Source organism: Mycobacterium florentinum (assembly GCF_010730355.1).
Taxonomy (GTDB): Bacteria; Actinomycetota; Actinomycetes; order Mycobacteriales; family Mycobacteriaceae; genus Mycobacterium; species Mycobacterium florentinum.
In genome coordinates, this window is the sequence record NZ_AP022576.1 from 598693 (window position 1) to 620450 (window position 21758).

Annotated in this window: 23 protein-coding genes and 1 riboswitch; of the genes, 9 read left to right on the top strand and 14 right to left on the bottom strand. The window is 67.2% G+C overall.

Annotated elements, in window-relative coordinates; translation table 11 throughout:
- Nucleotides 1-26 precede the first annotated feature (26 nt).
- A complete protein-coding gene (locus tag G6N55_RS02950) occupies nt 27-794 on the top strand; it encodes a CPBP family intramembrane glutamic endopeptidase (protein ID WP_085224348.1) in 768 nt (255 codons plus the stop codon).
- Between the two features lie 6 nt (nt 795-800).
- Here G6N55_RS02950 and G6N55_RS02955 read toward each other — a convergent pair whose 3' ends face one another.
- The 7 genes from G6N55_RS02955 to modA form a co-directional block, all read right to left on the bottom strand.
- Nucleotides 801-1817: a zinc-binding alcohol dehydrogenase family protein gene (locus tag G6N55_RS02955; RefSeq protein ID WP_085224346.1), complete on the bottom strand. Its 1017-nt coding sequence runs from the start codon at nt 1815-1817 to the stop codon at nt 801-803.
- Nucleotides 1818-1867: 50 nt separating this feature from the next.
- Nucleotides 1868-2146: a GlsB/YeaQ/YmgE family stress response membrane protein gene (locus tag G6N55_RS02960; RefSeq protein ID WP_085224344.1), complete on the bottom strand. Its 279-nt coding sequence runs from the start codon at nt 2144-2146 to the stop codon at nt 1868-1870.
- Between the two features lie 76 nt (nt 2147-2222).
- Nucleotides 2223-2522, bottom strand: a complete 300-nt coding sequence (locus G6N55_RS02965) for a GlsB/YeaQ/YmgE family stress response membrane protein (RefSeq protein WP_085224342.1) — start codon at nt 2520-2522, stop codon at nt 2223-2225.
- A gap of 19 nt (nt 2523-2541) precedes the next feature.
- Entirely contained in the window at nt 2542-3504 is a 963-nt protein-coding gene (locus tag G6N55_RS02970) for an alanine and proline-rich secreted protein Apa (RefSeq protein WP_085224340.1), read from the bottom strand.
- Between the two features lie 108 nt (nt 3505-3612).
- Nucleotides 3613-4737 carry a sulfate/molybdate ABC transporter ATP-binding protein gene (locus tag G6N55_RS02975; RefSeq protein ID WP_085224338.1) on the bottom strand — a complete coding sequence of 375 codons (1125 nt, stop codon included), beginning with the start codon at nt 4735-4737 and terminating at the stop codon, nt 3613-3615.
- Between the two features lie 6 nt (nt 4738-4743).
- Nucleotides 4744-5538, bottom strand: a complete 795-nt coding sequence (locus tag G6N55_RS02980; RefSeq protein WP_085224336.1) for an ABC transporter permease — start codon at nt 5536-5538, stop codon at nt 4744-4746.
- A 2-nt stretch (nt 5539-5540) separates the two neighbouring features.
- The gene (modA, locus tag G6N55_RS02985) at nt 5541-6326 is read right to left on the bottom strand and encodes a molybdate ABC transporter substrate-binding protein (protein WP_085224335.1); all 786 of its coding nucleotides are present in this window, start codon (nt 6324-6326) and stop codon (nt 5541-5543) included.
- A gap of 188 nt (nt 6327-6514) precedes the next feature.
- On the opposite strand from modA, the gene G6N55_RS02990 reads away from it, so the two are divergent.
- Nucleotides 6515-7192, top strand: coding sequence for an SDR family oxidoreductase (locus G6N55_RS02990; protein WP_085224333.1), 678 nt, complete (start codon nt 6515-6517; stop codon nt 7190-7192).
- Nucleotides 7193-7457: 265 nt separating this feature from the next.
- Nucleotides 7458-8846, top strand: a complete 1389-nt coding sequence (locus G6N55_RS02995; protein ID WP_085224331.1) for an NAD(P)/FAD-dependent oxidoreductase — start codon at nt 7458-7460, stop codon at nt 8844-8846.
- Here the strand turns inward: G6N55_RS02995 and G6N55_RS03000 are convergent.
- The gene (locus G6N55_RS03000) at nt 8843-9484 is read right to left on the bottom strand and encodes an urease accessory protein UreD (protein ID WP_085224329.1); all 642 of its coding nucleotides are present in this window, start codon (nt 9482-9484) and stop codon (nt 8843-8845) included. The two genes, G6N55_RS02995 and G6N55_RS03000, sit on opposite strands and share 4 nt — an antisense overlap.
- Nucleotides 9474-10142: an urease accessory protein UreG gene (gene ureG / locus G6N55_RS03005; protein ID WP_085224327.1), complete on the bottom strand. Its 669-nt coding sequence runs from the start codon at nt 10140-10142 to the stop codon at nt 9474-9476. The genes G6N55_RS03000 and ureG overlap by 11 nt, the downstream gene beginning before the upstream one ends.
- A 184-nt stretch (nt 10143-10326) precedes the next feature.
- A riboswitch (guanidine-III (ykkC-III) riboswitch) is annotated at nt 10327-10389 on the top strand.
- A 114-nt stretch (nt 10390-10503) separates the two neighbouring features.
- Between ureG and G6N55_RS03010 the strand changes: the two genes are divergently transcribed.
- The 4 genes from G6N55_RS03010 to G6N55_RS03025 all read left to right on the top strand — a co-directional run bounded on the left by G6N55_RS03010 (nt 10504) and on the right by G6N55_RS03025 (nt 16518).
- Complete coding sequence (locus G6N55_RS03010; protein WP_085224325.1) at nt 10504-11667, top strand: agmatinase family protein; 1164 nt, start codon at nt 10504-10506, stop codon at nt 11665-11667.
- A gap of 507 nt (nt 11668-12174) precedes the next feature.
- Nucleotides 12175-13536: a PPE family protein gene (locus G6N55_RS30090; protein ID WP_139826973.1), complete on the top strand. Its 1362-nt coding sequence runs from the start codon at nt 12175-12177 to the stop codon at nt 13534-13536.
- A complete protein-coding gene (locus tag G6N55_RS03020) occupies nt 13533-14903 on the top strand; it encodes a PPE family protein (protein ID WP_232078909.1) in 1371 nt (456 codons plus the stop codon). Before G6N55_RS30090 ends, G6N55_RS03020 begins: the two co-directional genes overlap by 4 nt.
- Nucleotides 14904-15015: 112 nt before the next feature.
- The gene (locus G6N55_RS03025) at nt 15016-16518 is read left to right on the top strand and encodes an APC family permease (RefSeq protein WP_232078910.1); all 1503 of its coding nucleotides are present in this window, start codon (nt 15016-15018) and stop codon (nt 16516-16518) included.
- 21 nt (nt 16519-16539) lie between these two features.
- Here the strand turns inward: G6N55_RS03025 and G6N55_RS03030 are convergent, their stop codons facing one another.
- The 5 genes from G6N55_RS03030 to G6N55_RS03050 are packed head-to-tail and all read right to left on the bottom strand — an operon-like array spanning nt 16540 to nt 19984.
- Nucleotides 16540-17175 (bottom strand): urease accessory protein UreF, encoded by a 636-nt coding sequence (locus tag G6N55_RS03030; protein WP_085224321.1) that lies wholly within the window; start codon nt 17173-17175, stop codon nt 16540-16542.
- Nucleotides 17176-17180: 5 nt separating this feature from the next.
- Nucleotides 17181-18905, bottom strand: coding sequence for an urease subunit alpha (locus tag G6N55_RS03035; RefSeq protein ID WP_085224319.1), 1725 nt, complete (start codon nt 18903-18905; stop codon nt 17181-17183).
- Entirely contained in the window at nt 18905-19216 is a 312-nt protein-coding gene (locus G6N55_RS03040; RefSeq protein WP_085224318.1) for an urease subunit beta, read from the bottom strand. The genes G6N55_RS03035 and G6N55_RS03040 overlap by 1 nt, the downstream gene beginning before the upstream one ends.
- Nucleotides 19213-19515, bottom strand: coding sequence for an urease subunit gamma (locus G6N55_RS03045; protein ID WP_085224316.1), 303 nt, complete (start codon nt 19513-19515; stop codon nt 19213-19215). The genes G6N55_RS03040 and G6N55_RS03045 overlap by 4 nt, the downstream gene beginning before the upstream one ends.
- A gap of 49 nt (nt 19516-19564) precedes the next feature.
- The gene (locus G6N55_RS03050) at nt 19565-19984 is read right to left on the bottom strand and encodes a PaaI family thioesterase (RefSeq protein ID WP_179968114.1); all 420 of its coding nucleotides are present in this window, start codon (nt 19982-19984) and stop codon (nt 19565-19567) included.
- Nucleotides 19985-20288: 304 nt separating this feature from the next.
- On the opposite strand from G6N55_RS03050, the gene G6N55_RS03055 reads away from it, so the two are divergent.
- On the top strand, nt 20289-20681 hold the full coding sequence (locus G6N55_RS03055; protein WP_085224312.1) for a BlaI/MecI/CopY family transcriptional regulator: 393 nt from the start codon (nt 20289-20291) through the stop codon (nt 20679-20681).
- A 38-nt stretch (nt 20682-20719) separates the two neighbouring features.
- The gene (locus tag G6N55_RS03060; protein ID WP_085224310.1) at nt 20720-21670 is read left to right on the top strand and encodes a M56 family metallopeptidase; all 951 of its coding nucleotides are present in this window, start codon (nt 20720-20722) and stop codon (nt 21668-21670) included.
- Nucleotides 21671-21758: the final 88 nt, after the last annotated feature.

Here is a 21758-nt window from a genome sequence, read left to right on the forward strand (position 1 = left end):
GCGGCGCGCAGGTAAACTCGGCGGCAATGTCTGAGCAGCCCGCCTTCGATGCCGTCGACCTCCATCCGGTGGTGTCGCAGCTGTCGGCGCTGCACCGGCTGCGGCTGTACTTCGACATCGCCGTGGTCGTCGCGGTGCTGGTGGGAACGAACCTGATCGCGCACTTCACCACGCCGTGGGCCAGTGTCGCCACCGTGCCGGTCGCCGCCGTCGGGTTGGTGCTGTTGATGCGCGCCACCGGCCTGGACTGGGTGGACCTGGGGCTGGGCCGCGAGCACTGGCGCTCCGGGCTGGGCTACGCGCTGGCCGCCGTCGCCGTCGTGGCATCGGTGATCGCCGTCGGCGTGCTGCTGCCGATGACGCGCCCGATGTTCCTGAACAACCACTACGCGACGGTCTCGGGTGCGCTGATCGCCTCGATGGTCATCATTCCGCTGCAAACCGTGATCCCCGAGGAGCTGGCCTTCCGGGGCGCGCTGCACGGCGCGCTGCATCGGGCCTGGGGATTTCGCGGGGTCGCGCTCGTCGGTTCGTTGTTGTTCGGCCTGTGGCATGTGGCCACCTCGGTGGGGCTGACCAGAAACAACGTCGGCTTCACCCGGTTGTTCGGCGGCGGGTTCGTCGGGATGGCCGCCGGGGTGACGCTGGCCGTGCTGGCGACCGGCGGCGCGGGCTTCGTGTTCAGCTGGTTGCGCCGGCGCAGCGGCAGCCTGATCGCACCGATCGCGCTGCACTGGTCGTTGAACGGGCTGGGCGCCCTGGCCGCCGCCCTGGTCTGGCACCTGTCGACCTGAACCGCGCTACACCACCAGCACCGCGGCACCCGCGATGCGGCCGGCGGCCAGATCGGCCAGCGCCTGATCGGCCCGATCGACTGGATACTCCGGCGTCGTCACCTCGATGCGATGGCGACCCGCGAAGTCGAGAAACTCCCGCGCGTCGGCCCGGGTGTTCGACGTGACCGAGCGAATCTGGCGCTCCTGGAACAGGTGACGCTGATAATTCAGGACCGGGATATCCGACAGGTGAATCCCGGCGATGGCCAAGGTGCCGCCGCGGTCCAGCGCCTCGCAGGCGGGCAGCACCAGATCGCCGACCGGGGCGAACAGGATCGCGGCGTCCAGCGGGACCGGCGGCGGATCCGCGGCCCCCTGCGCTGAGGCCGCACCCAGCGCGAGCGCCAGCTCGCGGGCCCGCTCACCGCGGGTCATCACGTGCAGTTCGGCGCCCTGGGCCAGCGCGACCTGCGCGGTGATGTGCGCGCTGCCGCCGAACCCGTAGATGCCCAGCCGGCCACCCGGCGGCAGCTCGGCCCGCAGCAGCGAGCGGTATCCGATGATGCCGGCGCACAACAGCGGCGCGAGCTCGCTGTCGCTGTATCCGCTCGGCAGATGGTGCGCGAAAGCCGCTGGAACCGTGGCGAATTCGGCGTATCCGCCGTCGGCGTCCCAGCCGGTGTAGCGCGACTGCGGGCAGAGGTTCTCGTCGCCGCGCTTGCAGTACTTGCACACTCCACAGGTGTGGCGCAGCCACGCGATGCCGACCCGGTCCCCCACGCCGAACCCGTCGCCGGCGTCGGCGCCCACCTCGATAACCTCCCCCACGACCTCGTGGCCGGGGGTGACGTGCTCGCGGTGCACCGGTAGGTCACCCTCGGTGACGTGCAGGTCGGTGCGGCACACGCCGCAGGCGCGCACGGCCACCAGTAGCTCGGACGGCGCGGGCCGCGGCACCTCGGTGGTGACGCGCTGCAGCGGGTCGGTGTCCATCGGGCCGGGCCGACGCACCCGCCACGCCTTCATCGCCTGCGGGGTCATTACCCGATCATGCCGCTATGCGGCGCCGATCCGCATGAGCACTAAGACCCCTACAACGTTTTGGTGCGCGAGGTGGCGAATTTGTAGATCAGCAACAGGATCACCGCGCCGACCAGCGCACCCAGGAACGAATGCTGAATGGGCGGGTGAATGTCGAATTGATGCGGCGGAAAGACGATGCTGCCCAGGGTGCCACCGACATACGAGCCGACGATGCCGAGCAGCGCGGTGGCGACCCAACCCATCGGCTGTTTGCCCGGCACCAGCAGGCGCGCAACCAGGCCGACGATCAGGCCCAAGACGATTAGCCAGATGATGTGCATGATCATGACCGGCTCCTTCGATTAGCCAACAGAGGGGACCCGGGACGTATACCCCCCGACGGTCAGCTAAACCCGCACCGGCTCAGCGCTTTCGCACCATGCCGACGATCCAGAGCAGGATCACCGACCCCAGCAGCGCGGCGAAGAAGGTGAACCACTTGCGGCCGTGTTCCACGTCGACGTGCAGCCAGGTGAGCAGCATCCCCCCGATGAACCCGCCGATCACGCCGATGACGACATTCAGCAAGATCCCGGCGCCGCCGCCTTTCACGATCTTGCCCGCGATCCAGCCGGCGAACCCGCCGATGATCAGGTAGGCGAGCCAACTCACGGCCGTCGGCGGGGCAAGGGCCAGGTACTCCGAAGCTGCGGTGACGGTCATGCGGGTCTCCCGTTGCGGGTCAGGCGGGAAGCGTCTGCTGCGGCGTGGGGCTCGGGGTCGGGGTGACCTCACTCGCGGGTGCCTGGCCCGGCGCGGCCGGCGCGGGTGCGCCCGGTGCCGGAGCCCCCGGAGCCGGCGCACCGGGTGCCGGCTCCGCGGGTGCGGTGAACGGCAGGATCGACTCGGCCAGCGCCTTGGCCCCGACCTTGTCCACCGGGTTGTTGCCGGTGCCGAGCCACACCACGAACCAGCGCTGGGGTGGGCCGGCTGCGGCCGCATTCGGCGCGCTGACGACACCGGTCCAGATCTGCCCGTTCGGCTTGCTCGGATCGCTGAACTTGACCTCGTAGAACGACGAGCTTCCGGTGATCCCGTTGGCGCCGGTCAGCGGGCCGGATTCCTGATTGATCCGAGTGCCCGGATACGGCATGAAGAACTCACCCATGTCCGAACCCAGCCGAACAGCGGCCTTGCCGTCGTTGGCTTCCGCACTGGCATAGAGCTTTTGGTCCAGGCGGCCCATCACGATGCGCGTGTCATTCGCAACCGGCGCCGGCTGTCCGGGCTGCGGAGGCGGACCGATCATCTTGCTGAGCAGTGCCGAGCCGTAGTCGAGGTGCGAGGCGTCCGACTCGGCCCAGCCGCCGGGAAGCAGGTAGCTGAAGCCCCCGACCACGTTGGTGATCCGGGCGATGTTCGGGTCGACTGGCGGCGGCGGAGGAGGCGCGTTCGGGTCGACGGGCGGGGGCGGCGGGGGCACCGGCGCGTTCGGGTCACCTGCCGCCGGTTGCCCGGCGGGTGCGGGCGCGCCCGCCGGAACGGGCGCGGTGGTCGTTGCCGGAACCGGAGTCGGGACTTCGGGATCGGCATTCGCGGGGGCCGGCAACGCGAAGGTGATGGCACTGGCACTGGTCACCGTGGCGATCGCCAGCGTCGCCCACAAACCTTTGCGACGTTGGGAGGTTGAGTCCACCTGATCCATGGCGACGAACCTACCGTGTTACCGCTGTGACGCAAGGGTGCCGTGCTGGCGATGCGAGGCGGTTTTCGCGATGTTGCCGGAGCGCAACCTGCGCCAAGTCTGTGCAGTTCACCGCTGGTTGGTGTGTCGCGGCGCGGCCGGATACAGCGCCACTTCGAGCGCTTTGACCGAAAACCAGACCCGGTCTCCGGGGGTCAGCCGCAGCTCCGCGCCGGCGTCGACGGTGATCTCGGCCGCCAGTCCCGGGGCTCCGTCGGGCTGCTCCTGGCTGCGCACCACGACCGCGGGTCCCCGAATGTCCAGCTCCGCCACGGTGAGCTCGACGCAGTTGCGGGGACTGCCGTGCGGCAGGTCGCGGTACACGGCCACCGCCGTCGGCGGGAACGCCGCGATCGCGTCCTGCCCGTGGGTCAGCTCGGCGCCAAGCCGCGCGGCGGGGGTCCCGTACCAGTGCGCGCCGGCGCTGGTGTGCAGCGAGCCGTCCGGCCCGATCGTTCCATTGACCAGGTTGATGCCCGCGATGCGGGCACCGAAATGGCTGCGCGGCGCGGTGAGCACCTCGGGCACCGGCCCGACCTCGGCGATCTTGCCGGCCTCGAGCACCAGCGCCCGATCGGCCAGGGTGAACACGTCGAGCAGATCGTGGGTGATCAGGATGACCGCGCAGCCGCTGCGGGCGACGGCGGTGCGCAGGACGGCCCGGATGGCCGCGGCGGCTCCGACGTCCAGGCCGTTCAACGGTTCGTCGAGCAGCAGCACGTCGGGTTCGGCGGCCAGCGCCCGCGCGATCGCGACCCGCTGGGCCTGGCCGCCGGACAGCTGGCGCGGTTTGCGGTCGGCGAACTGTTCGGCGTCCACCTCGCGCAGCCAGCGCAGGGCGGCCTGCTTCTCCATGGCGCGAGCCGAGCGGAACAGGCCACGTCGACTGTGCGGCCCGAACGCCACATTGGCCGCGACGCTCAGGTGCGGGAACAACAACGGGTCCTGAAGCAGCAGCCCGACCCGGCGATCATGGGTCGCCACATCGATCCCGGCGGCCGTGTCGGTCAACACCCGATCCCCCAACCGCACCACTCCCTCGTCGGGGTGCACCAGCCCCGCGATGACGTGCAAGGCGGTCGACTTGCCCGCGCCGTTGGGCCCGAGCACCGCGAGCACCTCGCCGGCAGACACCGAGAACTCCACATCCAACCCGCGGTCGGCGACGACCGCGCGAAGCGCTAGCTCGCTCACTGCCCGCTACCTCGCGTCTGTTCCGGTCAGCCGGCGAGCACCCAGCCCGAGTACCACCAGCGCGGCCACCGCCACGAGCAGAATCGACAGTGCCACAGCGGCATTCGCGTCGGTCACCCGTTGCAGGTAGATCTCCAGCGGCAGGGTGCGGGTGACCCCCTCGCGCGAACCCGCGAACGTCAGCGTCGCGCCGAACTCCCCCAGCGACCGGGCGAACGCCAGCACCGCGCCCGACACCAAACCCGGCAGCAGCAGCGGCAGGGTGACACGCCACCACACCGTGCTCGGCCGCGCCCCGAGCGTCGCGGCGACCACCTCATAGTCGGACCCCGCGGTGCGCGCCGCGCCCTCGAGGGAAATCACCAGAAACGGCAGCGAGACGAAGGTCTGCGCCAGCACCACCGCGGTCGTGCTGAAGGCGATGCTGATCCCGGCCGCCTCCAGGTACTGCCCGATCAGCCCGAGCCGCCCGAATGCGTAGAGCAACGCGATGCCGCCCACCACCGGCGGCAGCACCAGCGGCAGCAGGATCAGTGGCCGCAGCAGCCGGACCAGTCGCGCCGTGCTGCGGGCCAGCACCAGCGCCATCGGCACGCCCAGCAGCACGCACAGCACGGTGCTGGCGGCCGCGGTCTTGAGGCTGAGCAGCAGGGCCGTCTTCGACGACGAGCTGGTGATCAGCGACCAGAAATTCGGCCAATCAACCTTGATCGCGATCGCCAGCAGCGGCAGCACCACGAAGGCGGCCCCCACCGAGGCAGGGACGAAGACCCAGCGGGGCAGGTTCGTGGGCCGACGCACGGTCAGGGTTTTGCGAAGCCCGACTGGGCCAGGATCTTCTGGCCCGCATCGGAGGTCACCAGGGTCACGAACTTCTGTGCCGTCGCCGCCTGCGAGGCCTTCTTCAATACCCCGATCGGATAGACGTTGACCGCACCGGCGGCCTCGGGAAAGTTGACCGTCGCCACCTTGTCCTTGGCGCTCTTCGCGTCCGTGACGTAGACCAGCGCGGCATCGGCCTGCCCGGTGGTCACCTTGTTGAGGACATCGCTCACGCTGGGTTCCTCGCTGACCGGGTTGAGGTGCACTCCGGTGCTGTTCTCGATGCGCTGGGTCGCCGCCCCGCAGGGCACCGGCTTCTGGCAGACGACCACGCTGATGCCCGGTTTGGCCAGGTCGGCGAAGGAACCGATGTTGCGCGGGTTGCCTGGCGCCGTGACGATCACCAGGGTGTTGGCGGCGAAATTCGTCGGGTTCCCGGCCAGCAGCCCGGCCTTGACGACGACGTCCATCTGCGCGGTGTCCGCCGAGGCGAAGACGTCGGCGCTGGCACCCTGTGTCAGCTGCGTGGCGAGTTCGGAGGAACCGGCGAATTCGAACTCGACACCACTGCCCGGATTGTCGGCCTTGAACTGCTGACTGAGCTGGGTGAACGCCGGCTTGAGCGAGGCCGCCGCGAACACCACGATCGAGCCCGACGGCGACGACGACTGACCGGGCGACGACGACGGCGTCGTCGAACTACACGCCACCACACCCGCGACGAGCAACGTGGATACCAACCCGGCCAGGACCCCGATCCGACGCATGGTCAGACCCTAGCTTGCGCACGGTTAAGCGATGACGACCAAAGAGTTATCGAAAATTGTCAGCGCGTCGCGGCGTCCTTAGTTTCCCCTTAGAGCTACTGTCCAGTAACATCGACGGAGATTGACGCCATACGCGCTGAGATCCCAGGCATCGGTCCTGTGGGTTCAACGTTGAACACGAGGAGGTCATGCCAGTGGAGGTGCTGGTCACCGGCGGCGACACGGATCTTGGGCGGACAGTAGCCGAGAGCTTTCGCGATGACGGTCACAAGGTGACCCTCGTGGGTGCACGGCGCAGCGACCTCGAGGTCGCCGCCAAAGAGCTGGACGTCGACGCGATCGTCTGCGACACCACCGACCCGGCCAGCCTCGAAGAGGCTCGTGGGTTGTTCCCCCATCACCTGGACACCATCGTCAACGTGCCCGACAGCGGCTGGGACGACGGCGACCCGCGCACCTATTCACTGGCCGACACCGCCGCGGTGTGGCGCAGCTCCCTCGAGGCGACCGTGCTGACGGCGGTGCTGACGGTGCAAGCCGTCGGCGACCACCTGCGCTCCGGTGGCTCCATCATCAGCGTCGTGCCGCAAAACCCGCCTGCGGCCAGTGTCGACGCCGCGATCAAAGCCACGCTGTCGAGCTGGATCGCCGGACAGGCCGGCATTTTCGGCACCCGCGGGATCACGGTCAACGCCGTGGCGAGCGGGCGCAGTGCCCAGGCCGGTTACGAAGGTCTTTCTCGCACACCGCCTTCCGTCGCCGACGAGGTCGCCCGGTTGGCGTTGTTCCTGACCACCCCGGCGGCCCGCCACATCAGCGGCCAGACGTTGCACGTCAGTCACGGCGCACTGGCGCGTTTCGCCTAATACGTATCTCGTTTCATTTCGCTAGCCGCTGGCTACGGTAAGAACCGCGGCTATCCGCCGAGGCGTTGCTACCGCTGCGCGGCATGTAACCAAGGTCGCATTCGGCGTCGGACATGACGCGAATCACGTTGGCACGACCAGCGACAACGGGCCGGTGTGGTTGACTACACAGGCTTACTACCTGGGTTTCGGCGCGGCGGGATGACTAGCGTTATAGCTAACTGACACCGCACCACACGAAGCCCCATCAGGAGCATCCAAAGCAATGAGCCCCCAGCAAGAAGGCACAGCTGAACCGAAGCGACGGCACCGAGTTGTCATCATCGGGTCGGGATTCGGCGGACTCAACGCGGCAAAGAAACTCAAACGGGCCGATGTCGACATCAAGTTGATCGCCCGCACCACGCATCACTTGTTCCAGCCGTTGCTGTACCAAGTCGCGACCGGGATCATCTCCGAGGGTGAGATCGCCCCTCCGACCCGCGTTGTGCTGCGCAATCAGCGCAATGTGCAGGTGCTGCTCGGCAACGTCACCCACATCGACCTGGCCAACCAGACCGTCGTCTCGGAGTTGCTCGGCCATAGCTACGAAACCCCGTACGACAGCTTGATCGTCGCCGCCGGGGCCGGCCAGTCGTACTTCGGCAACGACCATTTCGCCGAGTTCGCGCCCGGGATGAAGTCGATCGATGACGCGCTCGAATTGCGCGGCCGCATCCTGAGCGCTTTCGAACAGGCCGAGCGGTCCAACGATCCCGAGCGCCGCAAGAAGCTGCTGACCTTCACCGTCGTCGGAGCCGGACCGACCGGCGTCGAAATGGCAGGGCAGATAGCCGAATTGGCCGAGCACACCTTGAAAGGCGCCTTCCGTCATATCGATTCGACGAAGGCTCGGGTGATCCTGCTCGACGCGGCTCCGGCGGTGTTGCCGCCGATGGGCGAAAAGCTCGGTGAGCGGGCCAAAGCGCGGCTCGAGAAGATGGGCGTCGAGATCCAGCTGGGTGCGATGGTCACCGACGTGGACCGCAACGGTCTCACCGTCAAGGATTCCGATGGCACCATCCGGCGCATCGAATCCGCCTGCAAGGTCTGGTCCGCCGGCGTGCAGGCCAGCCGGTTGGGGCGCGACATCGCCGAGCAGTCGCCCACCGAACTCGACCGGGCCGGCCGCGTCAAGGTGCTGCCCGACCTGTCGGTCCCCGGGTACCCGAACGTGTTCGTCGTCGGCGACATGGCCGCCGTCGAGGGCGTGCCGGGAGTCGCGCAGGGTGCTATCCAGGGCGCCAAGTATGTGGCCGGCGCGATCAAGGCCGAACTCGCCGGGGCCGACCCCGCCGAGCGTGAGCCGTTCCAGTACTTCGACAAGGGCTCCATGGCCACGGTGTCGCGGTTTTCCGCGGTGGCCAAAATCGGCCCGCTGGAGTTCAGCGGCTTCATTGCCTGGCTGATCTGGCTGGTGCTGCACCTGGTGTACCTGATCGGGTTCAAGACCAAAATCACCACGCTGTTGTCCTGGACCGTGACGTTCCTGAGCACGCGCCGCGGCCAGCTGACGATCACCGACCAGCAGGCCTTTGCGCGAACACGGATTGAACAGCTGGCCGAGCTGGCTGCCGAGGCCCGTGTGTCCGCGACGGTCCGGGCGGCAAGTTAGCCGGCCAGCCGGTCGGCCTGCCAGGTGCGCAGCGTTCCACCACCCGCCAACGCCAGAACGGTGGATTCGCTCGGCATGTCCGTGAATTGTGTTGTTGGATAGCATAATTCGCTGATAGTTGCCCGCGGGGCGGCAATGCTGTCGTCGGCTACCGACCCGGCGCCCAATTCCACCCGATGCCGCAACAATGGGCGATCGTGCCGGTCGGCGCGTAGCGATCCCGACCAGAAGCCCTCGCGCTCATTGCATCTGCCGATCTGCACTCGCTCGCGGAAGCGAACCCGGCCGTCGTCGTGCAGCACCAACACCACCGTCGACATATGCCGCGCATCGGCGGCCACCACAGTCGGCTCCAGATCGACGTCGAGAGTTCCGCTCACCTCGATGGTCCAATCGGTATGCGACGTCAGCGTTTTAGCCCCGGGCAAGGCCACGGTGGCAGCCGCGCTGCGTAGCTTCAGGACCGCGCTGGCCTCGACGACGACCCGGATGTCGATGGTGTCGCCGCCCAACGGGGTGGCGGCCGCCGACACCAGGTACACCGTGTCGGGTGCGGTGCAGCGGGCCTGGATCCCACCGCTGCACCGGATGCGCGGCAACCGGTTACGTGCGGCGACCAGCAATACCTCAGAGTGCATCGGCGGCCAGCTGCGCGTGCACCCAGGCCAGCACCTCGGTGGCAGCCGGATCCTTGGTCAGTGACTGCAGCACGGTCGGCCGGCCGTCTCGCACCGCGTCGGCGTCGCGGGCCATCACATCCAGGTCGGCGCCCACCAATGGCGCGAGATCAATCTTGTTTACTACCAATAGATCCGAGTACGTCACTCCCGGCCCTCCCTTACGCGGCACCTTGTCGCCGCCGGCCACATCGATGACGAAGATCTGGACGTCCACCAGGCCCGACGAGAACGTCGCGGTCAGGTTGTCGCCGCCGGACTCGACCAGGATCAGGTCCAGCGTGTCGTGGGCGGCGATCAAGTCGTCGATCGCATCGAGGTTCGCGGTGATGTCGTCGCGGATCGCGGTGTGCGGGCAGCCGCCCGTCTGCACGGCCGCGATCCGGTCGTCCGGCAGCACCGCGTGTTTGCGCAAGAAGTCGGCGTCTTCGGTGGTGTAGATGTCGTTGGTCAGCACCGCCACCGACAGCTCATCGCGCAACTGCCGGCACAGCGCGGCGACGAGTGCGGTTTTTCCGCATCCGACCGGGCCGCCGACGCCGATGCGCAGCGGCTCCCCCGGCTGCCGGACCCGTTTGGGTCGTTCGATGTGCGGATGGCTGTGCGAATGTGCTGGCATGGCATGTCTTTCGGAGGCGATGGGAATCGTGCGCTCGGCATGATGTCAGGCCAGCGTATCGGCCAAAGGATGGCCGAGTCAGCCAGGCAGGCGTAGCGCCGCGCAAGCCTTCCCAGGAAAGTCACAGCAGTCTGTCCGCTACCAGAAACTTGAAGTCGAGGATCGAGCAGGTACGTTGAAGCATGGCGCGCCGAGACGGCCGCCCGGACGAGTTCGCCGTACCCGGAGAGCGACAAGACGGTGACCGCGGGATGCCTTGCGCGCCGGTCAACCGAAAACGCTTGTTGGAACTCCTCCTTCGTTTGGTCCTGGTCGTCGGGGCATCCTCCACCGTGAGTTGATACTCGACGAGAGGAAAACGATGATCAATCCGTTCGCCGGCCAGGCCGATATTCCCAACCGCGAAGGTGCGTGGGCACAGCAAGCCGAGGCTGAGTTGTCGACCCGGCGCCACAAGGAAGAGATCGAGCGCTGCCTTGCCCACGGGCTGGAAGCGGCGCCCACCATCAACGACCGCACGTTGTCCACCTTTTCCCGCGGTGAGCTGCCGCACTTCGCAGGGGAGCGCGGCACGTTTCTGAAGTGCCCGTTCCTCGAAGACGTGCACGACGTGGGCGACGCCGAGGTCGCCGTCTTCGGCGCGCCGCTGGACGCGGGTACCACCTACCGGCCCGGCACTCGGTTCGGCCCGATGGGAATTCGGCGCTCTACCAACCTGTTTGGGACGTATTGCTACGAGTTGGGTGTCGACTTGCGCGAGCAGCTCAACATCGTTGACATCGGTGACGTGGTCACGATTCCGGCCAACATCGAGAAGTCGTTCGATCAGATCAGCACGGCCATGTCCCACGTGGTCTCCCAGGGTGTGTTCCCGGTGATCCTGGGTGGCGATCACTCGATCGGGTTCCCGACCGTGCGCGGTCTCGCCCCGCACATGGACGGCAATGTCGGCATCATCCACTTCGACCGTCACGTCGACACCCAGGAAACCGATCTCGACGAGCGGATGCACACCACGCCGTGGTTCCACGCCACCAACATCAAGAACGCGCCCGCCACCAACCTGGTGCAGATCGGCATCGGCGGATGGCAAGCGCCCCGTGCGGGTGTCGAAGTCGGCCGGAAACGCGGCAGCACGGTGATCACCGTCGGCGACGTCGAGCGCGTCGGGATCGAGAAGATCGCCGAAATCGCACTTGAGACGGCGTGGAAGGACGCCAAGGCGGTGTATCTCTCGTTCGACATTGACGTGATCGACGCAGGATTCGTACCGGGCACCGGCTGGCCGGAGCCGGGCGGTCTGCTGCCGCGCGAGGCGCTCAACCTCATCCGGCTGATCTCCGAACCCGGACTCAACGGCATCGAAGTGGTGGAGTGTTCACCGCCTTACGACTGGGCGGAACAAACCGCGCTGATGAGCAGCCGGGTCATCCTGGACAGCCTGGCCGTCATGGTTCGGGCAGGCAAACTCGGCAAAAAGCCGGCCGCGCTGAAGCGCCATGCCTGGGGACCCTACGGCGACTGATCAAATTGCCTGTCGTAACTTAACCCGGATGTTCCGGGATTCAGGCCAGTGAGCTAATTTGCTCAGTGGCTTAGTAGCAAACCATTTATGGGCTTCTCTACTGAGGGTCTATATTTAGCCGCACTGGCCTTGCGCGTACCTTCAGCGATGCCGAGATGCGCTCTTTAACAGCGCTATACGAGCGCTTCGCCGTCGACGACGTCGCGATGTCCGTTGCTCATACGACATTCTTACGGCCCGCTGCGCCGCTCTCTAAGGCAAATATATTCATTGCCAGCTTATTCTCAGCAGCTAACCATGGTTATTACAGATATAGCGGCGGATATTGCTATTTGTGCGACAACGTCGACATCGCAACGCCGTTTTGTACGTGCGTGCGGTGGCGGTCGCGTGGGGGCATCGCACCATTCGTGCGCGAGCGATCGCGCGCGAACCTGAGCGTCACACCATCGTCCGATTCGGGCCGGGTGCGGGTGATTTGGCGCGTCGATCGTTGGGGGTTAACTAGTGGATTTTGCGGCGCTCCCGCCCGAGGTCAACTCCGGGCGGATGTACGCGGGCGCGGGGGTCGGGCCCTTGGTCGCGGCCGGTGCGGCCTGGGATGCGTTGGCAGCCGAGTTGAGTTCTGCGGCAGCGTCATACCGGACGGTGATGTCGGAGCTCACCGGTGGCCCGTGGGTGGGTCCGTCGTCGGCGACGATGGCGGCCGCAGTGGGGCCGTATGTCTCGTGGATGACTTCTACTGCGGCACAAGCCGAACAGACGGCCGACCAGCTCGAGTCGGCAGTCGCAGCCTACGAGGCGGCGTTTGCCGCCACGGTCCCGCCGCCCGAAATCGAGGTCAACCGGGCGCTGCTGGCGTCATTGGTAGCCACCAACGTAGTCGGGCAGAACACCCCGGCGATCGCGGCCACCGAGGCGCAGTACTCCGAGATGTGGGCCCAGGACGCCGCGGCGATGTACGGCTATGCCGGCGCATCGGCAACGGCAACGAGGTTGTCACCCTTCAACTCTCCACCGCAGACCACCGACCCCGCCGGTACGGCGAAGCAGGCCGCTTCCGTCGACCAGGCCGCGGCGTCCTCGGCGGGGCCGAGCACTCAATCCGCACTGGCCAATGTGCCGAACGCGCTGCAGAGTCTGTCCACCGGCTCGATCACCAGCCCGACGGACCTCGACCCGGGGCTGGGCAGCCTGCTCGATACTCCCAGCGGGGGTCCGACCGGCCTCAACTTGTTCACCCAGAACGTCGGGAACTGGGCCCTGGTCATTAGTGGCCCGCTGTTCACGGCTTCGGGTATCACACCCCTGTTGGGTGGCCTGTACGGCCTCGCGTTGCCGACTGCCGCGGCGGTGGCCGGAGACGTCAGTCCGGCCGACGCCGGCCTGGGCACCCTGGTGGATTCGCACGCGTCCGGGGCGGGTTCGGTCTCGGCGAGTCTGGGCAAGTCGGCCACCGTCGGCGAGTTGTCGGTCCCACGATCCTGGGGCAGTTCCCCCGCCGTCCGGCTGGCCGCCAGCGCATCACCGTTGCCGTCCGCCGGGCTGGGCGGGGCGCCGCAAGCCGAAATCGCCTCCCCCGGAGGGTTCTTCGGCGGTATTCCCCCGATCGGCAGCCTGGTCAACGCGCCCAGGGGCGAGCAGACCCGTGCCGGCAGCGACACGGGTCCGAAAGTCATCCCGGCCCTGCCCGGTGAGTCCGGCACTGCCGATCAGGCGCCTGCCGCGCGGCCACCGGCCCGCCGCCATGTCGCCAGCGCGCTGAGCGAAAGCGAACGTCAGGAGCTGGAAAAGCTGCGCAAGGACATCGCCGATGCGGCGACGGAGCGCGATGCGGCGGCGCGCCTGATCAAGGAGGCGATGCTGTGACCGTCCCGATGGACTTTGCGGGGACGCCCCCCGAGGTCAACTCGGCGCGGATGTACTCCGGCGCCGGACCGGGATCGCTGGCGACGGCCGCGGCGGCCTGGGAGAAATTGGCCACCGAATTGAGTTCGACGGCAGCGTCGTACCGCGCGGTGGTGTCTGAGCTGACGGGTGAGCCGTGGGTGGGCCCGTCCTCGGGCTCAATGGCTGCTGGGGTAGCGCCGTATGTGTCGTGGATGAATAGCGCTGCGGCACAGGCACAGCAGACCGCCAGTCAGCTTGGGGCGGCGTTGGCAGCGTACGAGGCGGCGTTCGCCGCGACCGTGCCGCCACCGGAGATCGAGGTGAACCGGGCGCTGCTGGCCTCGTTGGTGTCCTCCAACGCTTTTGGGCAGAACACGCCGGCGATCGCGGCCGTCGAGGCGCAGTATTCCGAAATGTGGGCCCAGGATGCCGCGGCGATGTACGGCTACGCCGGCGCATCGTCCGCGGCAACGAGGTTGACGGCGTTCGATTCTCCGCCCCAGACCACCGATTCCAGTGGCACCAACAACCAGAACGGCGCGGTCGCCAGGGCAGCGCTGTCGGGGACCAACCAGAGCGTTCAGTCGACGCTGTCCAGCGTGCCCAGCCTGTTGCAGAAGGCCGCGGCGGGATCACCGTCCGCGACGCCCTCCACCACGTCCGCGACGTCGGGCGGTTCGCTGCTGGACTTGTTCAATAACTTCAGTGCGAACACCATCGGCTACCAAATCCTCTCCGAGGGTTTGAACTTCGACGCGTCCGGTACGTTGCTGACCCTCGCGCCGCCGGTGGCCGCTGCCTGGAATCCTTTGGTCAGTTCGCTGTCGGCGCCGGCGACCGCGGCGTCTTCGGTGTCGGGTTCGGCTTCCACGCTTGCCAATTCGTACGGAGCCTCGGCGGGCCTGGGCAGCGCGGCATCGGTCGGCCAGCTGTCGGTGCCGCAGTCGTGGGGCGACTCCCCCGCGATCCGGCTGGCCGCCACACAATTTCCCGGCGGCGGCCCGGACAGTCCGCCCCCGACCGGCTCGATCGGTCCGGGTTTCTACGGCGGCGTGCCCCCGATGGGGCCGGTCGCCAGCGTGGTCAATGCGCCGCGCGGCGACCAGGGCCGCCTTCGAGACGGCAAGGGGCACAAGGCGATTCCTGCGGCGGCAGCCGAATCGGGCCTGCGGGAGGACCCCGCCGCCCGCTGGGTCGAACCGGCGGCGCCCTCGGACGGCGACGGCGCGGTGAGCGAGCGCGACGAGCTGATCCAGCTGCGCAAGGCGATGGCCGATGTGACTAGGCAGCGCGACGTCCTCAAGCGCACGGCAGCGACCTTGATCAAGGAGGCAACGCAGAAGTAGGGACGGAACTTCAGGTGCAGAACTCGTTTTGGCAATCGACGATTGGAACTCAGCACAGATGTTCTTCACAAAACCAGCCACGCGGTCCTCGCAGCGTTGGGATGGCGACGTAGTGGTCGACGCGAAACCCGCGGCAGCCCCGATGGATACGGTGGAGGGCTCGCTCGACGACGAGGACCAGGCGCAGCTCAAAGCCCTCGGATTCCAGTCGGACTTCAAGCGGGACATGAGTCCGTGGGCCAACTTCTCACTGGGCTTCACCTACCTGTCGCCGGTGGTCGGCATCTACACGGTGTTCGCCTTCGCACTATCGGCCGCCGGCCCACCGATGATTTGGAGCCTGCTGATCGCGGGCGCCGGGCAGATGCTGGTCGCACTGGTGTTCAGCGAAGTGGTGGCTCAGTTCCCGGTGGCGGGCGGCGTCTATCCCTGGGCACGACGGTTGTGGGGACGCAAGTGGGCGTGGATGACCGGATGGGTTTACATGTTCACGCTGTTGGCCCTGCTGGCCGACGCCGCCTATGGCGCCGGGCCGTATGTTGCAGATGTGTTCGGCTTCGCACCCTCGCCACACGCCACGGTCTTGTGCGCGCTCGTCATGCTGGCGCTGGCGACGACCATCAACCTCACCGGCACCAAGATGCTGGGCTACTTCGCCATATTCGGGTTCAGCGCCGAGCTGATCGGCGCTCTGGCCGTGGGTGTCTGGCTGCTGTGCACCCAACGCCACCACGGGCTTGGGGTGCTGTTCCACAGCTTCGGCGCCGAGGGTCATCACAGCTATACCTACGCCTTCCTGGCCGCCAGCCTGATTGCCCTGTACCAGTTCTTCGGCTTCGAGGCGTGCGGCGACGTCGCCGAGGAGGTGCGCAATCCCGGCGTGCAAATCCCGAAGGCGATGCGCCGCACCATCTACATCGGCGGTTCGGCGGCCACGTTCGTCTGCCTGAGCCTGATCTTGTCGGTGACCGACTTCTCAGCGGTGATCAGCGGCAAGGACGCCGATCCGATTGACACCATCCTGAAAACGGCGTTCGGCGGCATCGGCGCCAAGGTCGTTCTGTGCATCGTGCTGATCTCGTTCGTGTCATGTGCGCTGAGTCTGCAGGCCGCGGCCAGCCGGCTGATCTACTCCTACGGCCGTGACGACATGATCGTCGGCTCGAAGCTGTTGGCGCGCTTCGACCACAAACGCCACGTGCCGCCTTTCGCACTGCTCATCGCGGTCATCATTCCGGCGTTCTTGATCATCGGATCACTGATTTCCAGCGACGCGCTCACCAAGCTCGTCAGCTTCGGTTCGGTCGGCGTCTACATCGCCTTCCAGATGGTGGTGCTGGCCGCCCTGCGCGCCAGGATCAAAGGCTGGGTACCGACCGGCAAGTACCGGCTGGGCCGCTGGGGCATACCCGTCAACATCGGCGCAATGATCTACGGCGTCGCGGCCATCGTCAATCTGTCCTGGCCGCGGGACTCTCACCAGCCCTGGTACGACGACTACATCATTGCGCTCATGTCGGTGATCATTATCGGGCTCGGCATTGTGTACCTCGTCTTCACCCGGGCCCACACCAAGAGTGACGCACCGCACGCCGACGCCATTCCTAAACCGTAAACTGTTGTAGATCAGCATCATTCAAGAACTAAACAGAGGTCGCTCGCGTTCGATGTGACGCTGGGCCAAGGTATCGAGCAGCGGGTCCGACAAGTCGGCCAGGCCGGCGGTTGCCTCGCTGGCGGTGCCCTCACACACCCGGGCCAGCCGGAACGTGCATGCAGCCACGTCGGCAGGATCCAGGGCCAGCAGCCGCTGACCCGCGGTCGCCGAGCCCGTCATCGTGGTGTAGACGATCGCCAGCGCCCCCTGCTCGGGAGACAGACCGCTCACGGCGCCGACCCGCCCGGCCGCGACCGCCAGGTGCGGATAGACCCCGAGATCGTCCCAGCCGGCGTCGGGCCAGACCCGTCGTGCCAGCCTCGCCAACCCGCGGCCCTGGCTGCGTGACGCCTGCCGGGCCGCCGGCGCCGGTGTGCGGGCGTCGGCCTCCTGATCGGCGCGCTCGGGGTCGAGCTCACCACGATGAACAGCCGCCGCGATCGACGCCGTGACCAACCCGTGGCTGCGAATTCTGCGGCGCAAGAAGGCTTCCAGCGTGTCCAGGTTGGTCACCAGGCCGCTGGCTACGGCCTCCTCCACGCCGCCGGAATGCACGTGGGCGCCGGCCGGCAGTCGAGAATCGGCCAGGATGAGCAGCGTCGCCAGTGCAGACATACGAGTCAGAACAGGAAGTACCGTTGTGCCATCGGAAGTTCGGCTGGTGGTTGCTCCTGCCACACCTCGCCGTCGATGCGCACGGTGAAGGTATCGGGATCCACTTCGATGTCGGGCAGCGCATCGTTGAGCGGCAGCGAGGCCTTGCCGAGCCCCGCGGTATTCCGTACCGGGACCAATCGCCGGTTGACTGAGAGCTTTTCGGCCAGGCCCGCCTCGATGGCCTGTGGCGCGACGAAATGCACCGACGTGGCGGCTGCCGCTGCCGGGGCGGCGCCGAACATCGGACGTGGCAGCACCGGTTGGGGCGTCGGGATCGAGGCGTTGGCGTCACCCATTGCGGCCCAGGCGATCATGCCGCCCTTGAGCACCGCGTGCGGGCGGATCCCGAAGAACGCCGGTTCCCACAGCACGAGATCGGCCAGCTTACCCACTCCGACCGAGCCGATCTCACCGTCGAGTCCATGCGCAATGGCCGGGCAGATCGTGTATTTGGCGATGTAGCGACGCACTCGCAGGTTGTCGGACCCGGCGTTGTCGCCGGGCAGCGCTCCGCGCCGGCGTTTCATCACGTGCGCGGTCTGCCAGGTGCGCAGCACCACTTCCCCGATGCGGCCCATCGCCTGCGAGTCGCTTCCGATCATCGAGATCGCGCCGATGTCGTGCAGCAGGTCTTCGGCCGCCATCGTCGACGGCCGAATCCTGCTCTCGGCGAAGGCCAGATCCTCGGGCACCTGAGGGTTGAGGTGATGGCAGACCATCAACATGTCGAGGTGCTCATCGAGGGTGTTCAGCGAGTGCGGCCGGGTCGGGTTGGTGGAACTGGGCAGTACATTCGGCTGGCCGGCAACCCGGATGATGTCGGGCGCGTGGCCACCGCCGGCGCCCTCGGTGTGATACGTGTGGATCGAACGGCCGGCGATCGCGGCCAGCGTGTCTTCGACGAAGCCCATCTCGTTGAGCGTGTCGGTGTGCAACGCCACCTGCACCCCGGCGGCGGCGGCGACGGTGAGGCAGGCGTCGACGGCCGCGGGGGTGGATCCCCAATCCTCATGCAGCTTGAAACCCGATGCGCCGCCGCGTAATTGCTCCCAGAGCGCCTCTGAATTGACGGTGTTGCCCTTGCCCAGCAACGCGAAGTTCACCGGCCACCCGTCGAGCGCCTCGAGCATGCGGGCCAAGTGCCAGGAGCCCGGGGTCACGGTGGTGGCCTTGCTGCCCTCGGCGGGACCGGTGCCGCCGCCCAGGATCGTCGTGATCCCGGAGCCGAGCGCCTCGGACATCAGCTGCGGGCAGATCAGATGCACATGGCAGTCGACGGCGCCCGCCGTGACGATGCGGCCATTGCCCGCGATGACTTCGGTGCCGGGCCCGACCACCAGGTCCGGATGCACACCCGCCATGGTGTCGGGGTTGCCGGCCTTGCCCAGAGCGACGATCCGGCCATCGCGAATGCCGATGTCGGCCTTGATGATTCCCCAATGATCGATGATCACGGAACCGGTGATCACGGTGTCGGGCGCACCTTCGGCTCGGGTGGCGCGGCCCTGGCCCATTGATTCGCGCAGTACCTTGCCGCCGCCGAACACCGCCTCGTCGCCGGCGGATCCCGGTCCCCCGCTGCGGTCTTCGGTGATCTCGATCAATAAGTCCGTGTCGGCCAGCCTGATTCGGTCGCCGGTAGTCGGGCCGTACAGCTGGGCGTATTGCAGCCGGGACAGTTGCGCCATCAGGTATCCAGTCGTCCGGGAGGGTCCAGGCTCAGGCCATACACCTCGCGGCTTCCGCGCAACGGCACCAGCTGAACATGTTGGGGCACACCGGGTTCAAAGCGGATCGCAGTGGCGGCCGGTATATCGAGGCGGTAACCACGGGCTGCCGCGCGATCGAACGACAGCGCCGAGTTGGCTTGCGGCAGGTGGACATGGCTGCCGACCTGGACCGGGCGGTCTCCGGTGTTCACGATCTCCATGTTTATCCGCGGCGCGCCCGCGTTGACCTCGATATCACCGCTGCCATAGAGGATTTCGCCGGGAATCATAGGATCGGGTGGTGGACGGTGACCAGCTTCGTGCCGTCCGGAAACGTCGCTTCCACCTGCACGTGGTCGAGCATCTCCGGTACTCCTTCCATCACGTCGTCGCGACTCAATACCTCGCAGCCGCTGGTCATCAGCTCGCTCACGGTGCGGCCGTCGCGCGCGCCCTCGAGGATGTGGTCGGTGATGAGCGCGACGGCTTCGGGATGGTTGAGCGGTAGGCCGCGGGCACGGCGGCGGCGAGCCAATTCGGCGGCGTAGGACAGCAGGAGTAGCTCCTGCTCGTGCGGCGTCAGGCGCATGCTCTGCGATCCTGCCACGCCATCCTTGGGAATTCCCTGTGACGGCGTGTCAGTCCGCGCGGGGCTCGAGGTTCTGCAGCCGCACCTGCCCGCGCGCGACGACGCGTTGGTTGTCGTCGGTGATGGTGACCAACCACAGCTGCTGGCGCCGGCCGCGATGAATGGGCTCGGTGGCGCCGTAGATGATTCCCGAGCGGATCGAACGCAGGAAATCCGTGTTGTTGTTCACACCCACGACCTCACCGCCGCCCTGAGTGGCGAGCCAGGTATAGGCGGACACGCTGGCCATGCTCTCCACCACCGAGCAGTAAACACCGCCATGCACCAGGCCCATCGGCTGCAGCAGTTTGGGCGTGACCTCGAGCTGGGCACGGGCGCCGTCGGGGCTGAGCTCGGTGAATCGCAGGCCCAGCTCGGCATCGAAGGGTGCCGTGAAACCGGCTGGGATCGCGTCTGGCGGCATTGACACGCTCTGTTGTCTACACCATCAGGCGATAAGGAACAGGCGAGCCCCGTGCAACTAGGGCACGGGGCTCGCCGATCGAGTTCGACCGGGGGTCACAGCAGCCCTCTGGACACTCCGGCGGTCTGTTGCGCTCGACCTCCTTGAGTATAGGCAAGGCTGCCCTAACTTTGCAAGGGGTAGTCTGTAGGCACGCCGACCGGGCGCATGCGTGCCGATGGTCGGACACCGAATTAGCCCGGCTGTTGTTACGACCGCCGGTAGTAAGCCGGAGTACGCTTGTTTCAACGCTGATGGAGATGAACGAACTATGGCCAAGCTGACACGGCTGGGGGATCTGGAACGGGCAGTGATGGACCACCTGTGGTCCACACCGGAACCGCAGACGGTCCGTCAGGTGCACGAGGCCTTGTCCGCGCGCCGCGACCTCGCCTACACCACGGTGATGACCGTGCTGCAGCGGCTGGCCAAGAAGAATCTCGTATCCCAGATCCGCGACGACCGCGCGCACCGGTATGCGCCCGTGCACGGCCGCGACGAGCTGGTCGCCGGCCTGATGGTGGACGCGCTGGCCCAGGCCGAGGATTCCGGCGACCGGCAGGCCGCGCTGGTGCATTTTGTCGAGCGTGTCGGCGCTGACGAGGCCGAGGCACTGCGCAGGGCGCTCGCCGAACTGGAAGCAAATCAACGCAACACGCCATGAGCTGGCGCTAGACCGGCGCACTGAGGGACACTAGTGATGTGTCCGCGTTGGCCTTTACTTTCCTCGCGGTGCTGCTGATCGGTCCAACGCCAGCCCTATTAGCGCGAGCGTCCTGGCCACTGCGTGCACCGCGTGCGGCGATGGTGCTGTGGCAAGCCATCGCCGTGGCCGCGGTGCTCTCGGCGTTCAGCGCCGGTATCGCGATTGCCACCCGGATTCTCATGCCTGGTCCCGATGGCCGGCCCACGGCCAGCATCGTCGGTGCGGCCGGACGGCTCGGCTGGCCGTTGTGGACGGTCTACATCGCCGCATTCGCGCTGACGGTGCTGGTGGGTGTGCGTTTGGTGGTCGCGGTGCTGCGGGTCGCGATCGCCAACCGGCGCCGGCGGGCGCACCACCGAATGGTGGTCGACCTGGTCGGGGTGGGGCACGACGCGGCCCTTGCTCAACCCTGTGCCGGCGGCCGCGACCTGCGTGTTTTGGAGGTCGCCGAACCGCTGGCCTACTGCTTGCCCGGGGTCCGCAGCCGGGTCGTCGTCAGCGAAGGAACCCTGACCAAACTCAACCAAGACGAAGTCTCGGCCATCCTGACCCACGAGCGGGCTCATCTACGCGCCCGCCACGACCTGGTTCTAGAGGCGTTCACCGCGGTGCATGCCGCCTTCCCGCGGCTGGTGCGCAGTTCCAATGCGCTGGGCGCCGTACAGCTGCTGGTCGAGCTGCTCGCCGACGACGCCGCGGTGCGCGCCGCCGGGCGCACTCCCCTGGCCCGCGCGCTGGTGGCCTGCGCCGCCGGGCGGGCGCCGTCCGGTGCGCTGGCCGCGGGCGGTCCCAGCACCGTGGTGCGGGTGCGCCGGCTATCCGGACAGGGCAACAGTGTGATGCTTTCCGCGGCCGCTTACCTGGCCGCGGCCGCCGTTCTGGTGGTGCCCACCATCGCATTGGCGGTGCCCTGGCTCACCGAGCTCAAGCGACTGTTCAACCTCTAGCCCGGCCGACGGCGAATCCCTTTGGCGGACCTGAACTCCGCTGTGCCACAGTGTGACGGAAACCGCGTAGCAAAAGTTTTCCAACTCG